Below are 15,354 nucleotides of genomic sequence, written 5' to 3'. Positions count from 1 at the left end.
GTCCTGGGGATGCCCCGCGGTGGCTCAGCGGGTGACCAGGTTCACCCCATAGCTGTTGAGCATCGGGACCAGCCGCTGGAACCAGGTGCGGCGCTGGTTCTGCGGGATGCCGCAGTTGGTGCCGTCGTTGCCCAGCGCGCCACCGGAGGTGACGCCCTGGGCCTGGTTGTAGGAGGCGACCCAGGAGCCGCCGGAGTCGCCCTGGCCGGCGCAGGCGTTGGATTCACGCAGCCCGTTCACCGCGCCCTGGCCGTAGTTCACGGTCACGTTGTTGCGGGTGAGCGTTCCGCAGCGCCAGCCGGTGCGGAAGCCCGAGCGGCACACCGCGGCACCGATCAGCGCTTCCTGGCTGCCTGTCACGGCGTAGGTGGAGCTGCCGCTGTACTGCCAGACCCGGTTGAACAGCGTGTCCTGGGAACGCACGGTGGCCCAGGCGGCATCGGCGCCGGGGAAGTTGCTGCGCTGGAAGCTCCCGACCAGCACGTTGTTGATCCGCACCTGGGTGCCCACGCTGCCGCAATGGCCCGCGGTGACGAAACCCTTGGTCGAGCCGCGGGTCACCGGGAAGCCGATCGAGCAGCCGTTGTAGCGGATCCCGCCGTAGATGTTGATCAGCGTGGAGGGCTCGTGCTCGGACACCTCGAAGTGCAGGGTGTCGGTATCGACGCCGGTGGCGGCCACGAAGTCCACCACGTCCCTGGCGGCATCGGGCGAGACGGTGACCACGACGCGGTTGTTGGGCAGGTCGATGCCCCACGACTGCAGGCCCCGCAGCGGACGCAGCATGCGCCGCTGGTTCGTCTCGTCGAGCAGCGACACGGCGTCTTCCAGGTCGCCGACGCTGTAGCGGACCTCCCGCACCTCGCTCCCACCCACGCGCATCAGGCTGGGATTGTCGCGCGTGGCGACGACCAGGCGGGCGTCGCCGAACTCGTCGCGCTCCAGCCATGCGCCGGCGAAATCGTCCCCGAACTCGCGCTGCGCCTGGGCCACCAGGTCCGCGGCCTCGCGTTCGACCTCCAGTTCGCGCAGGTACTGCGCCGTGGTCATGCCGAGGTCGCGCTCCAGCGCGGCCAGCATTCCCGGGTCGATCGCGTCGCGGGTGACCGCCGAGGCGGTGGTGGCCGCGCCCAGCAACGCGGCGGACACGATGGCGACCACGAGCGGGTGGCGACGTGCGGAATTCAATGCGTTCATCGATTACCTCCAGGTTGTCTTTCGATGCCGATCCTTCCCGAGAGGCGTGGATGGCCGACGGCCGGCCGAAACGGACCGGCCCGTCCTGCGCTTACGGCAACACGACGACAACGTGAAGCGACCCCGGGGCATCCCCGGGCGAATTCTCCAAATCCTGCCACTCCCCGGGCCGCCTCGACTGCGCAAGACCTGCCCGGGCCAATATCCCGGCCTGGTAACCGGAAAATTATCGGATGGGTGCCGGATTTCCCCTGAAAGATAATCCAATCACTAAATAATGTTATGGCCGCATTGTTATAAGAAGCAGTGTCGGCTTCTCTCAATGGATCCTGCCGGGGCGCTTCGTTCCGGACCATCCGGGTCGTTTTGGCCCAAGCAAGGCCGAGGCTATCCCCAAGCATCTGGAGCGTCAAGCTGAAAATCCATTCCATTTGCATGGCGGGAGGCGATTTTCATTAATGTAAATGAGCGGTGTAAATGGTTTTCGTCCGGCGGCAAGCATTTTCCGAGCGGCCTGGCGGCGGCGGGCGGCGGCGCAGGCGGGTGCCGGTCGGGGCGGGATCTGCGATAATTCCCGGCTATGCCAGTCACCATCAAGACCCCCGAAGAGATCGAGAAGATGCGCGTCGCCGGCCGCCTGGCCGCCGAGGTGCTCCAGGTCGTCGCGCCGCACGTGAAGCCCGGCGTGAGCACCGAGGAACTCGACCGCATCTGCCACGACCACATCGTCAACGTGCAGGGCGCGATCCCGGCGAACGTGGGCTACCGCGGTTTCCCGAAGACGGTGTGCACCTCGGTCAACAACGTGATCTGCCACGGTATTCCCAGCGAGGCCAAGGTCCTCAAGGACGGCGACATCGTCAACATCGACGTGACCGTCATCAAGGACGGCTGGCATGGCGACACCAGCCGCATGTACGTGGCCGGCGAGCCTTCGGTGCTGGCCAGGCGGCTCATCGACGTCACCCGCGAGGCGATGTTCCGCGCCATCCGCATGGTCCGCCCCGGCGTGACGCTGGGCGACCTCGGAAATGCCATCCAGCAGTTCGCCGAGGGCGAGCGCTTCTCGGTGGTGCGCGAGTACTGCGGGCACGGCATCGGCCGGGTCTACCACGAGGAGCCGCAGGTGCTGCACTACGGCCGCCCCGGCGAGGGCCTGGTGCTGCGCGAGGGCATGACCTTCACGATCGAGCCGATGATCAATGCCGGCAAGCGCCATACCCGGCTGCTCCCCGATGGCTGGACCGTGGTCACCAAGGACCGTTCCCTGTCCGCGCAGTGGGAGCACACCGTCCACGTCACCGCCGACGGCGTCGAGATCCTGACCCGGCTGCCGGGCGACGACAACGACCTGTGAGCCGCGTTGTGGCCGCGGACGACACGCTGGCCGCGATCGTCGATGACGCCGAATGGATCGAGCAGGCCCGCCGGGCGCTCGATGAGGCGGCGGGGCGCCTGGCCGAGCGCTTCGATCGTGGCGCCGATATCGATGGCCTGCTGCGGGAGCGCGCGGCGCTGGTCGACCGGGTGGTCGGCTCCGCCTGGATTCGCTGCGTTCCCGGCGACTGCGGTGCCTGCCTGCTGGCGACCGGTGGCTACGGCCGCGGCGAGCTGTTCCCCCAGTCCGACGTCGACCTCCTGGTCCTGGCGTCGCAGGATGTGCAGGACGCCTGTGGCGGCGCCCTGGCGCGCCTGTTCGCCCTGCTGTGGGACGCGGGCCTGGCGATCGGCCATGCGGTGCGTTCCGGGCCGCAGTGCCTGGAGTCCGCCCGCGACGACCAGACCGTGGCCTGCGCACTGCTGGAGATGCGGCTGCTGCAGGGAAATCCCGATGCCGCCGCTGCGCTGGCCCGCGAGCTGGCCCCGGACCGCATCTGGTCGCCGCAGGCCTTCTTCGCGGCCAAGCGCGAGGAACAGCGCCAACGCCATGCGCGCTACGACGACACCGCCTACAACCTCGAGCCCAACCTGAAGGAAGGCCCGGGCGGCCTGCGCGACCTGCAGAACCTGGCCTGGATCGCACGGCGGGTGCACGGCGTGCGCAGCCTGGCCGAGCTGGTGCCGCTGGGCGTGCTGGGCGAGGACGAGCACGAGACGCTGGAGCGCGAGCGCCGGCGCCTGTCGCGATTGCGCTTCGGCCTGCACCTGGTGGCCGGGCGGGCCGAGGAGCGCCTGCTGTTCGACCACCAGAAGCCGCTCGCCGCGCGCCTGGGCCTGAAGGACGAGCACCGGCAGAACCTGGCGGTCGAGCAGATGATGCAGGCCTTCTTCCGCTCCGCGGCCACCGTGCTGCGCATCAACGACCGGCTCCTGCAGCGCTTCGAGGAGCAACTCGAGGGGCAGGGCGAACCGCAGCCGATCGATGCCGATTTCCTGACGCGGCGCGGCTACCTGTCGCTGCGTGAACCGGCGCGCCTGGCGGGGCAGCCCTCGCTCGTGCTGCGCTTGTTCGAGGTGTGGGCGCGGCATCCCGGCCTGCGCGGCCTGCACTCCGAGAGCGCGCGCGCCCTGGCCGAGGCGCTGCCGGAATTCCCCGCCTATGCCGATGCGACGCCGGAGCTGCGCCAGGCCTTCCTGGCCCTTCTGCGCGGCCCACAGCCGGTGCCCACGCTGGCGCGCATGGCGCGCCTGGGCGTGTTGTCGCGCTACCTGCCGGCCTTCGGCCGGGTGGCCGGGCGCATGCAGTACGACCTGTTCCACGTCTATACCGTCGACGAACACACGCTGACGGTGCTGCGCAACATCGCCAGCTTCGAGAAGGCCAACGACCGCTTCGCGTTCGGCCACAGCGCGTGGCAGCGGCTGCGCAAGCCCGAGCTGCTGCTGCTGGCCGGGCTGTTCCACGACATCGCCAAGGGCCGCGGCGGCGACCACTCCGAGCTCGGCGCCGAGGATTTCGACCATTTCGGTGCCGCGCACGCGATGCCCGCGGCGGACATCCGCCTGGTGTCGTGGCTGGTGCGCCACCACCTGCTGATGTCGATGACCGCGCAACGCCAGGACATCTCCGACCCGGAGGTGGTGAACCGGTTCGCCACGCGCATCGGTGACCGCGAGCACCTCGACTACCTCTACACGCTGACCGTGGCCGACATCGCCGGCACCAGCCCGAAGCTCTGGAACGCGTGGAAGGACCGTCTGCTGGCGGACCTCTACAGCGCGACGCGCTTCGTCCTGCGGCGGGGGCTCGAGCACCCGGTGTACGGCGAGGAGCGGGTGGCGGAAACCCGCGCGGCCGCCCGCGCGCTGTTGCTCGAGCGCGGCATGGACGCAGCCGGCATCGACGCGATCTGGACGGAGTTTCCCGACGAGAGCTTCCTGCGCTACCGGCCCGAGCAGATCGCCTGGCAGAGCGAGGGCATCGCCGGGCGACGCAACGACAACGAGCCGCTGGTGCGCGTGCGGCCGCTGGCGAACGTCGTCAACGCGACCGGCGACCCGGCGCCGGGCGCGATGGAGGTGTTCGTCTACTCCCCCGACCGCGATGGCCTGTTCGCCGCGGTCACCGCCACGCTCGACCGGGTCGGACTTGGCGTGCTGGCTGCGCGCGTGGTCACCTCCAAGGCCGGCATGAGCCTGGACAGCTTCCAGGTGCTGGCCTCGGAGAACCACCACATGTCGCCCGGCGAGCTGGCCCAGCACGTCGAGAAGCGGCTTTTCGATATCCTGTGCCGCTCGCTCGACGACGTGCGTCCGCCCAGGCGGGCCTTGCCCCGTCATTTCCGCCACTTCCGGGTGCCGGTGCAGGTGGAGTTCGGCGAGGCGGCCTCCGGCCGCACCCAGCTCACGCTGGTGTGCACCGACCGGCCGGGCCTGCTGGCCGATGTCGCGCAGGTGTTCCGCCAGCAGGGGGTGCGTGTACACAGCGCCCGCATCGCCACGTTCGGCGAGCGGGTCGAGGACTTTTTCCAGATCAGCGACGAGCGCGACCGCGCGCTCGACGACCCGCAACGACTGCAGGACCTGCGCGATGCGCTGGCCGCCTGCGTGGATGGAGGAAATGAGGATGCAAAGCAATCTGCCGAAGGCTGAGCTCAGGGCGATCATCGAGGATGCGTTCGAGCGTCGCGCCCAGCTGACCACCGCCGAGATCGACGGCTCCACGCGGCCGGCCGTGGAACAGGCGCTGGCCGGCCTGGAGGCGGGCGAATTGCGCGTCGCCGAGCCCGGCAGCGACGGCTGGCAGGTCAACGAATGGCTGAAGAAGGCCGTGCTGCTGTACTTCCGCATCACCGACATGCAGCTCATGGACGGCCAGCCCGCGCCGTTCTGGGACAAGGTGCCGGCACGCTTCGCCAGCGCCGACGAGCAGGCCTTCCGCGAGGTCGGGGCACGCGTGGTGCCCGGGGCGCTGGTACGCGCAGGTGCCCACCTGGGCCGCGACGTGGTGCTGATGCCCAGCTTCATCAACATCGGCGCCTACGTGGGTGCCGGCACGATGGTCGACACCTGGGCCACGGTCGGCTCCTGCGCGCAGATCGGTCGCAACTGCCACATCTCCGGTGGCGCCGGCATCGGCGGCGTGCTCGAACCGCTGCAGGCGGCGCCGACGATCATCGAGGACGACTGCTTCATCGGTGCGCGCTCCGAGGTCGTGGAGGGCGTCATCGTGGAGCGCGGCAGCGTCATCGGCATGGGCGTCTTCCTCGGCCAGTCCACGCGCATCTACAACCGCGCCACCGGCGAAACCAGCTACGGCCGCATCCCGGCCGGCAGCGTGGTGGTCGCCGGGTCGCTGCCCGCCGCGGACGGCAGCCATGCGCTGTATTGCGCGGTGATCGTCAAGCAGGTCGACGAGAAGACGCGCTCCAAGACCTCGGTCAACGAGCTGCTGCGCGGCGCGGTCCAGGGGGGCTGAGATGGCCACCAGCGTCTATGGCCTCGCCACCTGCGACACCTGCCGCAAGGCGCGCAACTGGCTCAGGCGCTTCGACATCGACCACGCCTTCGTCGACTACCGCGAGCAGCGCATCGAGCCGGCCACGCTCAAGGCCTGGGCCGACCAGCTGGGCGGTTTCGACCGGCTCGTCAACCGCGCCTCGACCACCTGGCGCAACCTGCCCCAGGCGCGCCGCGCGCCGGGTTCCGACCCTGAATGGCAGTTGCTGCTGCGCGAACACCCGGCCCTGATCAAGCGTCCGGTGCTGGTGACCGGCGACGGCACGGTGTCGGTGGGCTTCACCGACAAGGCCTGGAAGATGCGTTTCGGCGTGTAGGCCGTCCCCGACCGTGTCCCGCTCCACCTCCCCGCCACGGCAGCCATGCGACACTCCCGGGCCATGAACAACGACGTCCTCGATCTCACGCGGGAGCTGATCGCCCGCTCCTCGGTGACACCCGACGATGCCGGCTGCCAGCCCCTGCTGGCGTCGCGCCTGGAGAACGCGGGTTTCCGCACCGAGTTCCTGCGCCGCGGTGAGGTCGACAACCTGTGGGCCTGGCACGGCTCGGAAGGGCCGGTCCTGTGTTTCCTGGGCCACACCGACGTGGTGCCGCCGGGGCCAAGCGATGCCTGGGCCAGCGATCCGTTCCGGCCCGACCTGCGCGAGGGCTTCCTCTATGGCCGCGGCTCGGCCGACATGAAGGGCAGCGTCGCCGCGTTCGTGGTGGCGCTGGAGGCCTTCGTCGCCGCGCACCCGGAACATCCCGGCACCATCGCCTTGCTGCTCACCTCGGACGAGGAGGGGGATGCGATCGACGGCGTGCGCCGCATCGCGCGCGAGTTCGGCGAGCAGGGGCGGGCGATCGACTACTGCCTGGTCGGCGAGCCCAGTTCGCTGGAGCGGCTGGGCGACATCGTGCGCGTGGGGCGCCGTGGCTCGCTGACCGGCACCGCCACGGTGCGCGGCGTGCAGGGGCACGTGGCCTATCCGCACCTGGCCGACAATCCGATCCATCGGGCCCTGCCGGCATTCGCCGCGCTGGCCGCGCGCGAGTGGGATCCCGAGCCCTATCCCGAGTTTCCCGCCACCAGTTTCCAGATCGCCAACTTCCAGGCCGGTACCGGGGCCAGCAACGTCATTCCGGGCACTGCGAGCGTGCAGTTCAACCTGCGCTATTCCCCGCACTGGACGGCGGATGCGCTGGTGGCGGAGGTGGAATCGCTGCTTGCCGCGCATTCGCTGGAGCTTTCCATCGACTGGCACCGCTCGGGCGAGCCCTTCCACACCGCCGACGGGGTGTTGCGGCGTGCCGTGCGTGACACCTTGCGCGACAGCCTGGGGCTCAGGCCGGATGAGAACACCGGTGGCGGCACGTCCGACGGCCGCTTCATCGCGCCGATGGGCGCGCAGGTGGTCGAGCTGGGTCCGGTCAACGCCAGCATCCACAAGGTCGACGAGCGGGTGTCGGTGGCGGATCTCGAAGCGCTGCCGGGGCTCTACCTGGGCATCGCCGAGAGGGTGCTGTTGCGCGGGGCGGAATAAAAAAGCGGCCATCCCTGGCCGCTGTGACGTCGGAGCATCTCCGAAAACGAACCGCCCGTTCCCCTTCAGGCGGCAGCTTTCTGCGCCGGCATCGACGCTTTGAGCTCGGCGATCAGGCCGAGCACATCGCGGTGCACCCCCTGGAAGCCCTCGTCGGCGCTGTCGCGGGTCTCGTGGTAAACCACGGCGATCCAGGTGGCCAGGCCGCGCAGGCGGATCGGCTGCAGCCGCGAGCGCACGCGCTCGAAGGCCAGCTGGGCCGCGTTGCCGCGGGCCGGGTTGGGCAGGGGGGTGGTGTCATTGGGCGACTGGGACGCCGGCACGTGCGCCGTGGACTCCAGTTCGGCCAGGGTCAGCAGGGCAGCCTCGCGGCGCTTGGCCTCGGGCAGCTCGCGGATGGCCTTCTCGACCACCTTCGCCTGCCAGGACAGCATGACCTTGCGCGAAAGCTGCTGCATGGTGTTTTGCATCGAATTGAACAGACTCATGCCTACCTCGACGTTGTCCAGCACTGCGCCGGTGGTAGGTCGCTCCCCGAAGCGGCGACCCGTCAAATGTGACGTTGTGCGTCACAGCGCGTCTCTGATGGACGCTGGCGGTCAGTTTCCGTACAGGTCGAGGATTTGTATGTGAACCAGTTCACAGATTCGCGGCTGGACTGAGCACGAGTCGGTGTTTTGGCTCCCCGGGAAGGAATGGGGACGCCCGGCCCTGCACCCATTCCTCGTGCCCGCTGCCCCAGAACGGCGACAGCGGATGCCCGCTCTGTCCCCCGGGCATGTGCAGTACGCCGTGCTCCTCGTGGCCCGGGGCCACCACCATGCGCTGCGAGGCGCCGAACGACGGCCCCTGCGCGCGTGGCAGGTGGCTGTCGCCCGGCAGCGGTTGGGCCGGCATCGACAGTCGGCGGGCCAGCGGAGCGGGCAGCGCCCCGGCCAGCGGGTGCCGGATCCGGGCGGTGTTGCGCTCGCCCCAGCTGCGCGTGCCTACGGCGCCGCTGCCACCGGCTTCCTCGGCCACCTTGAGCGCGGCCGCGTCGAACGCCTCCAGCCAGCTGGCGTGGCCCGACGGCACCCAGGCCTCGGGACGGATGCTCGCCAGCGGCCAGACGAAGGCCTCTGCCTGCGGCACCCGCGGGGGGAGGAAATCCTCTCCCTCGGCCTCGCGGACGGGGGCCAGGATCGTGTCGAGCACGAGGCGGATCACTTCGGCCCGGAACGCCCGGACCAGCGGGTAGGCCACCGCGTAGGCACGGGCCTCGCCCTCCCAGTGGCGGGTCGCGGGCTCCAGTGCCTGCAGCCCGAGATGCCCGGGGCCGGCCTCGGCGATCAGCTCGCGCAGCAATTGCCACCACGTCTCCAGGAACACGGCGCGGTGGTCGAGCTGGATCGCCAGCAGGTCGGCTTCCTCGAACACGTCCCGCGCCAGCAGCGCGTCGCGGATCTGGCGCTGGCGCGCGCCCAGGTCGTAGCCGCCGTCGCCGACCCGAGGCAGGTCCACGCCATCGACGACGCGCGAGTTCGCCGTCCACAGCCGTGCAGAGCCCGGGTCGAGGATCCTGGGGACCTCGTCGGGCTCCAGCCAGCCGTCCCAGTCGCATCCGTCCATGACCGGATCAAGCGCCTGCAGCGGGTCGCAGTCGCCCACGCGTCGGGGCAGGCGCCCCATCAGGGTCCAGCCGATGCGCCCGCTGCGATCACCGATCACTGCGTTCTGGACCGGCACGCCCGCCCGGTTGGCGATGTCCAGCGCTGCGTCCAGGTCGGCCGCGCGGGTCATGCGCAGCAGGCCGAGGTCCAGGCTGCCGGCGCGGTGCGCCGTCCAGGCCAGGGCCAGCGACGTGTCGTCGAGGTCGTCGTGAAGGACCGGGCCCCAGCGCGTCTCGACCACTTCCAGCACCTCCGGCGCCCCGCCCAGCACCGCCAGTTCCTCGCGGTGGCGCGTGACGCCGTCCTCGCCGCCCGGGACGCGGTAGCGCCCGGCCTCGCGGTCGACCCAGTGCACGCGCACGAAGTCGTGATAGTCGCCATAGCTGTTGGTGAAGCCCCAGGCCACGTGGCCGGTGCTTCCCACGACCACGCCGGGCAGGCCGGGCAGCGTGACGCCGCCGACGTCCACCTGGCCGCCAGGGGCATCCGCGGCGGGATAGCGCAACTGGGCGCGGAACCAGATATTGGGTGCGCGCAGGCCCAGGTGCATGTCGTCGGCCACCAGGGCGCGACCGTCCCGGGTCAGGGTCCCGGCGACGGCGAAGTTGTTGCTGCCCTTCACCGGCGGGTCTTCGTCGTCGGCCAGGCGCGCCTCTCCGGCGGCGTGCAGGGCGTGCACGGGGCCCAGCAGATCGACCACCCGCGCCACGTCCAGCAGTTCGCGCTCGGTGCCCTGCAGTGGCGCATCCCAGTGGCTGCCGTCGCGCGTGAGCAGTTCCAGCGCGTCGGCGCCCAGGTGCCGGCGCGCCTGCAGCAGCGACCACTCCCTGCGGTTGTCGCTGTCCTGGAGGTCGAAGAACATCGCGTAACCCACCAGCAGCGCGTCCTCCGGGCGCCACGGCTCGGGGCGCGTGCGCAGCAGGCCGTAGGCCCAGGGCCGCGCGCGCAATGCGTCCAGCCCGCTGTTGGCACCCTCGGCATAGGCCTCGAGCAGTTCACGCTCGTGTGCGCTGGCTTGCGCGTAGAGGTGCTCCACGCGGGCGCGCATGCGGTGCACGCGCACCCTGCGGTCCACCGGCAGCGCCGGGGCCCCGACCAGCGCGGCGAGTTCACCGGCGGCACTGCGACGCATCAGGTCCATCTCGAAGTAGCGCTCCTGCGCGTGCACGAAGCCCAGCACGCGCATCGCATCGGATTCCGACCCGGCGCTGATCGTCACTGTGCCGTCGGCGTCCCGCTCGACCTGCGCTTCGCCCTGCAGGCCCGGCAGCACAAGGGGGCCGTCCAGCAGCGGCAGGCTGGCGCGCATCCACATCCAGCCGACCAGCAGTGCCAGCAGTGCCAGCGCCACGAGTCCCGCCATCAACCACGCGCCGATCCGTACGAAGCCTGCCATCGCGATCCTCCCCCGAAGTCGTTCGCATCCTAGACCAGATACTGGCAGGGCCGTTGCGCCCCCGGTGTGGAATCGACGAGGGAGGTCAGCGCGGCCGGGTGGTCAAGCGGGGCGGCGCCACAGCTCGAAGCGGCGCTGCCCGCGGTCGGCCAGCGCGGTCGCTTCGCGCGAGGTCCGATAGCCTGGCAGCGCATGCAGCCTGGCCTTCAGGGCTTCCAGGCCATCGGCGTCGTCGGGGATCGCGCAGCCATGGCGCCCGCTGGCATCCAGCAGCAGCCAATAGGCCGGCTCCATCCCCGTGTCCGGACCCGGCGAGACCAGCACCACCGAGTCCAGTGCGTTCCATTCGATGCGCTCGCGGGCACCGCGGGCGCCGCGACGCGAGATCCCCTGGGGGTCCAGCACGACCTGGTCGTGGCCCTCGCCGAAGCGCGCCCGCAGCCAGGGCAGGGCCAGCAACACCACGGTGGCGAGGATGAAGGCCAGCAGGGGCAGTCGCTCGATCCAGCCCATGCTGCGTCGCTGAAGGCGAACAGCACCAGGCTGACGAGGGTGGTGGCGGCCGCCCAGGCCAGTTCGCCGCGCCGCCAGGGTCCGATCATCGGGCCGGTCATCGCGGCGCGATCAGTCCGGCTGCCGCTGCCACACGTCGAAGCGTGCATTGGTGGTCGATCCCATCGCCGTCGCGACCGCCTCGTTGTCGAAACCCGGCAGCTGCTGCACGCGCTCGAGCAACGCATCGAAACCCTCCGCACTGGCCGGCACGGCGCAACCGCCCTGGCCGCTTTCATCCACGAACACCCAGAACACGTCGTCGCCGACCGGACCGTCGTCGGTGGTGGCGATGAAGATGCGCTCGATGCGGTCCCAGCGCACGGACTCCCGGGTGCCGCCGGCAGCCAGGCGCTGGATGCCCAGCTCGTCGAAGTCGACCCGGTCGCGCGGCTGCATGCGCTGGCGCATGTAGGGGATCCACACGAACACCGAGGTGCACAGCAACGAGGCCCAGAACGGCCAGGCCGCGCGCAGGCCGTAGTTCGGACCCAGGAACATCGCGGCGAACACGACCGTCACCACGGCGCTGGCGGCGATGAACAGCAGTTCGTTGCGGGTGTGGGGCAGGTTCATCGGGGCATCCGTGGGGGCTCAGTCGCGTGCGCTCAGCCGGTACACGCAGGTGTGCAGGGTGCTCACGCCCTCGATGGCGAAGCGGGGTTCGTGTTCGAGGATATCGCGTCGCTCCAGCAGGTCCACCTGCCAGCGCGGCTCGAACAGCGCCCGAACCTCGGTCTCGTCGACGCTGAAGGGCGGGCCGTCGCGCTCGTGCGCGGGATACTCCAGCGTCACCAGCAGTCCCAGCGTGCCGGCGGGCAGCAGGCCGTAGACGTGCTCGACGTAGCGCCGGCGCATCGCTTCGGGCAACGCGATCAATGCGGCACGGTCGTAGACCGCCGCGATGTCCTGCACGTGCTCGCGGGCCAGCGCGAACACGTCCCCGGCGAGCAGTTCCAGGTGGGCGAGGCCAACCCGGGTGAAGCCGGGTTCTTCCGCCTCGCCCGGATCCAGCCCGCGTTCGGCGAAGAACTCGCGGCAGGCCTCAAGCGACAGTTCCACGCCCAGCACCGGGTGGCCTTCGGCAGCCAGCCAGGCCATGTCCAGGCTCTTGCCGCACAGCGGCACCAGCACCGGTGCCTCGGCGGGAAGCGCCAGCGAGGGCCAGTGCTTGAGCAGCAGCCGGTTGACCTCCTCGAGGTGCCAGCCGGTGCGACCCTCGGCCCAGCGCGCGTGCCAGAACTCCGCCTCCATCAGCCCGCCTCGGCCGAATCCACGCGCTGGAAGCCACGCGGCAGCATGTTGCCGCGCTGCGCGCGGCTGCCGGCGTAGGCCTGCAGGTCGCGCCAGCTCAGGCTCAGCTTGCGCTGGCCGCAGTAAAGCGTCAGCTCGCCGCCCTCGCGCACGCTGGCCACGACGATGACCGTCTCGTCGCCGGACTTCAGCTTCGCGGGCGGGATCTGGATCAGCTTGTTGCCCTTGCCGCGGTCGAGTTCGGGCAGCTCGCTGATCGGGAACGCCAGCAGGTGGCCGGCGGAGGTGATCGCCACGACCAGGTCGGTCTGCGCGTTGTTCACCGCCACCGGTGGCAGCACGCCGCCGTTGCCCGGGTTGAGCAGTGCCTTGCCGGCCTTGTTGCGGCCGCAGAAGTTCTCGAACCGGGTGACGAAGCCATAGCCGTGGGTCGAGGCGAGCAGGAAACGGGCATCGGGCTCGGCGCTTGCGGTGCCGATGAACACGGCGCCGGAAGGCGGCGAGAAGCGGCCGGTCAGCGGTTCGCCGTTGCCGCGCGCCGAAGGCAGGCCGTGGCCGGCGGTCGAGTAGGCACGGCCGGTGGAATCCAGGAACGCCACCTGCAGGTTGGTGCGGCCGCGCGCGGCATGGCCCAGGCTGTCGCCGTCGCGGTAGTTCAGGCTGGCCGGGTCGATGTCGTGGCCCTTCGCCGCGCGGATCCAGCCCTTCTCCGAGAGCACGATGGTGATCGGTTCGCTGGGCACCAGGTCGGTTTCCGACAGCGCCTGGGCCGCGCCACGCTCGACCAGCGGACTGCGTCGCGGGTCGCCGAACTTCTTCGCATCGGCCAGCAGCTCGTCCTTGACCAGCTTCTTCAACTTCGCCTTGGAGCCGAGGATGGCCATGATCTTGTCGCGTTCCCTGGCCAGCTCGTCCTGCTCGCCGCGGATCTTCATCTCCTCCAGGCGGGCGAGCTGCTTGAGCTTGGTGTCGAGGATGTAGTCGGCCTGGTCCTCGCTGAGCTCGAAGCGCGCCATCAGCACCGCGCGCGGCTCGTCCTCGGTGCGGATGATGTGGATCACCTCGTCGAGGTTGAGGAAGGCGACCAGCAGGCCCTCGAGCAGGTGCAGCCGGCGCTCGACCTTCGCCAGCCGGTGGTTGAGCCGGCGGGTGACGGTGTCGAAGCGGAAGTGCAGCCACTCCGACAGGAACATCTTCAGGTTCTTCACCTGCGGGCGGCCGTCCAGTCCGATCACGTTGAAGTTGACCCGGAAGCTCTTCTCCAGGTCGGTGATGGCGAACAGGTGGCCCATCAGCGAGTCGACGTCGACCCGGTTCGAGCGCGGCACCAGCACCAGGCGCACCGGGTTGGCGTGGTCGGACTCGTCGCGCAGGTCCTCCAGCCACGGCAGCTTCTTGGCCCGCATCTGCGCGGCGATCTGCTCGAGGATCTTCGACGGGCTGACCTGGTGGGGCAGGGCGGTGATGACGATGTTGTTGGCCTCGCGCACCCAGGTGGCGCGGGCGCGAACGCTGCCGCCGCCGGTCTCGTACATCGCCAGCAGGTCGCGGCGCGGCGTGATGATCTCCGCCTCGGTCGGGTAGTCCGGCCCGCGCACGTGCTCGCACAACTCGCGAACGCTGGCCTCGGGTTCGTCGATCAGGCGGATGCAGGCGGCCACGACCTCGTTGAGGTTGTGCGGCGGCACGTCTGTGGCCATGCCCACGGCGATGCCGGTGGTGCCGTTGAGAAGCAGGTGCGGCAACCGCGCCGGCAGCCAGCCCGGCTCCTGCAGCGTGCCGTCGAAGTTCGGGTTCCACTCCACCGTGCCCTGGCCCAGCTCGCCCAGCAGCACCTCGGCGATCGGGGTGAGCTTGGACTCGGTGTAGCGCATCGCCGCGAAGCTCTTGGGGTCGTCCGAGGAGCCGAAGTTGCCCTGGCCGTCCACCAGCGGGTAGCGGAACGAGAACGACTGCGCCATGAGCACCATCGCCTCGTAGCAGGCGCTGTCGCCGTGCGGGTGGAACTTTCCGATCACGTCGCCCACCGTGCGTGCGGACTTCTTCGGCTTGGCCGCGGCACTGAGCCCCAGTTCGCTCATCGCGTAGATGATCCGGCGCTGCACCGGCTTGAGCCCGTCGCCGAGGAAGGGCAGGGCGCGGTCGAGCACCACGTACATCGAGTAGTCGAGGTAGGCGCGCTCGGCGTATTCGCGCAGCGGGATCTGCTCGAAGCCATGGAAGGTGGGGCGGGTCAGGTCGCTCATTCGCTCTCGTGACGGGGTGAAAAGAGGCATTCTAGCCGTCGTGGCCGGGCCGGTGGGGTGGCGCGGCCGGGCCGGGAGTCCGCGCCGTTGCCCGGGCAGGCGCGCCGGACGACGCCACGCCGGGTCGGGGAACTAAACGGCCGTTCAGGAAAGTGAGGCCTCGTTCGCGCCGCCTTCCGGGGGTGCTTCTAGACTGGGACTGCCACTATTTCCGGCAGGCAAGCCGACCAACGGATAAGGAGAATCCCATGGGCTCGATCATTGGCCTGATCATCCTCGTTCTCGTCATCATCGCTTTCTTCAAGGTGACCGCCATGGCCGCACGCGTTGGCCTGGGCTTCCTCGCGCTTCTGGCGCTGCTTCTGATCATCGTGCCGCTGATGGCGACATGAGCGAAGGCGCGTCGCCCCGCAATGGGGCGGCGCGCCTCCCGACAGGCATCGCACAGCTGCTATCATTGTGCGATGCAACATCGCCTCCCCCACATCGCGGGCCCGATTCCTCCCAGCCGCTGGCGGGAGTTGACGGTGTGCTGTGCCCGCGCCGAGCGCGGTGAGCGCGTTCCACCCTAGCGCCTGATCCCGCCAGCAGGCGGGCCGCGTTGCGGATGCCCGACCCGGTCCCGGTGTCGCGTG

The 15,354-nt window shown here is 70.0% G+C and carries 12 protein-coding genes and 1 pseudogene; 6 read left to right on the top strand and 7 right to left on the bottom strand.

Translation table 11 applies throughout. From position 1 onward, the window contains the following. Positions 1–24: 24 nt before the first annotated feature. Complete coding sequence (locus FU658_RS09990) at positions 25–1,197, bottom strand: S1 family peptidase (protein ID WP_147891945.1); 1,173 nt, start codon at positions 1,195–1,197, stop codon at positions 25–27. A gap of 580 nt (positions 1,198–1,777) precedes the next feature. On the opposite strand from FU658_RS09990, the gene map reads away from it, so the two are divergent. From map to dapE, 5 genes and pseudogenes are all read left to right on the top strand, one after another. Continuing rightward, positions 1,778–2,554, top strand: coding sequence for a type I methionyl aminopeptidase (gene map / locus FU658_RS09985; protein ID WP_147891944.1), 777 nt, complete (start codon positions 1,778–1,780; stop codon positions 2,552–2,554). Continuing rightward, positions 2,476–5,127: pseudogene (gene glnD, locus FU658_RS15325) on the top strand ([protein-PII] uridylyltransferase); the annotation flags it as partial. The gene map and the pseudogene glnD, both read left to right, overlap by 79 nt. Further along, complete coding sequence (dapD, locus tag FU658_RS09975; protein ID WP_147891942.1) at positions 5,021–6,055, top strand: 2,3,4,5-tetrahydropyridine-2,6-dicarboxylate N-succinyltransferase; 1,035 nt, start codon at positions 5,021–5,023, stop codon at positions 6,053–6,055. The pseudogene glnD and the gene dapD, both read left to right, overlap by 107 nt. Before the next feature lies 1 nt (position 6,056). Continuing rightward, complete coding sequence (locus FU658_RS09970; protein ID WP_147891941.1) at positions 6,057–6,413, top strand: Spx/MgsR family RNA polymerase-binding regulatory protein; 357 nt, start codon at positions 6,057–6,059, stop codon at positions 6,411–6,413. Positions 6,414–6,476: 63 nt separating this feature from the next. Next, positions 6,477–7,622, top strand: coding sequence for a succinyl-diaminopimelate desuccinylase (dapE, locus tag FU658_RS09965; protein ID WP_147891940.1), 1,146 nt, complete (start codon positions 6,477–6,479; stop codon positions 7,620–7,622). A gap of 65 nt (positions 7,623–7,687) precedes the next feature. On the opposite strand, the gene FU658_RS09960 is transcribed toward dapE, so the two are convergent. The 6 genes from FU658_RS09960 to parC form a co-directional block, all read right to left on the bottom strand. Further along, positions 7,688–8,110 (bottom strand): hypothetical protein, encoded by a 423-nt coding sequence (locus FU658_RS09960; protein WP_147891939.1) that lies wholly within the window; start codon positions 8,108–8,110, stop codon positions 7,688–7,690. Positions 8,111–8,261: 151 nt separating this feature from the next. Next, on the bottom strand, positions 8,262–10,667 hold the full coding sequence (locus FU658_RS09955; protein WP_147891938.1) for a penicillin acylase family protein: 2,406 nt from the start codon (positions 10,665–10,667) through the stop codon (positions 8,262–8,264). Between the two features lie 102 nt (positions 10,668–10,769). Further along, positions 10,770–11,180 (bottom strand): hypothetical protein, encoded by a 411-nt coding sequence (locus FU658_RS09950; RefSeq protein ID WP_147891937.1) that lies wholly within the window; start codon positions 11,178–11,180, stop codon positions 10,770–10,772. A gap of 111 nt (positions 11,181–11,291) precedes the next feature. Then, entirely contained in the window at positions 11,292–11,795 is a 504-nt protein-coding gene (locus tag FU658_RS09945; RefSeq protein ID WP_147891936.1) for a hypothetical protein, read from the bottom strand. An 18-nt stretch (positions 11,796–11,813) separates the two neighbouring features. Continuing rightward, positions 11,814–12,473 (bottom strand): thiopurine S-methyltransferase, encoded by a 660-nt coding sequence (locus FU658_RS09940; protein ID WP_147891935.1) that lies wholly within the window; start codon positions 12,471–12,473, stop codon positions 11,814–11,816. Beyond that, positions 12,473–14,719, bottom strand: a complete 2,247-nt coding sequence (gene parC / locus FU658_RS09935) for a DNA topoisomerase IV subunit A (RefSeq protein WP_147891934.1) — start codon at positions 14,717–14,719, stop codon at positions 12,473–12,475. Before parC ends, FU658_RS09940 begins: the two co-directional genes overlap by 1 nt. A 248-nt stretch (positions 14,720–14,967) precedes the next feature. Here parC and FU658_RS14455 point away from each other — a divergent pair, with 248 nt between their 5' ends. Beyond that, the gene (locus FU658_RS14455) at positions 14,968–15,111 is read left to right on the top strand and encodes a hypothetical protein (RefSeq protein WP_187266045.1); all 144 of its coding nucleotides are present in this window, start codon (positions 14,968–14,970) and stop codon (positions 15,109–15,111) included. Positions 15,112–15,354: the final 243 nt, after the last annotated feature.

The sequence above is a fragment of the Alkalisalibacterium limincola genome (assembly GCF_008017755.1).
Classification (GTDB): domain Bacteria; phylum Pseudomonadota; class Gammaproteobacteria; order Xanthomonadales; family Xanthomonadaceae; genus Alkalisalibacterium; species Alkalisalibacterium limincola.
This window is presented reverse-complemented; position numbering and strand designations above follow the sequence as displayed.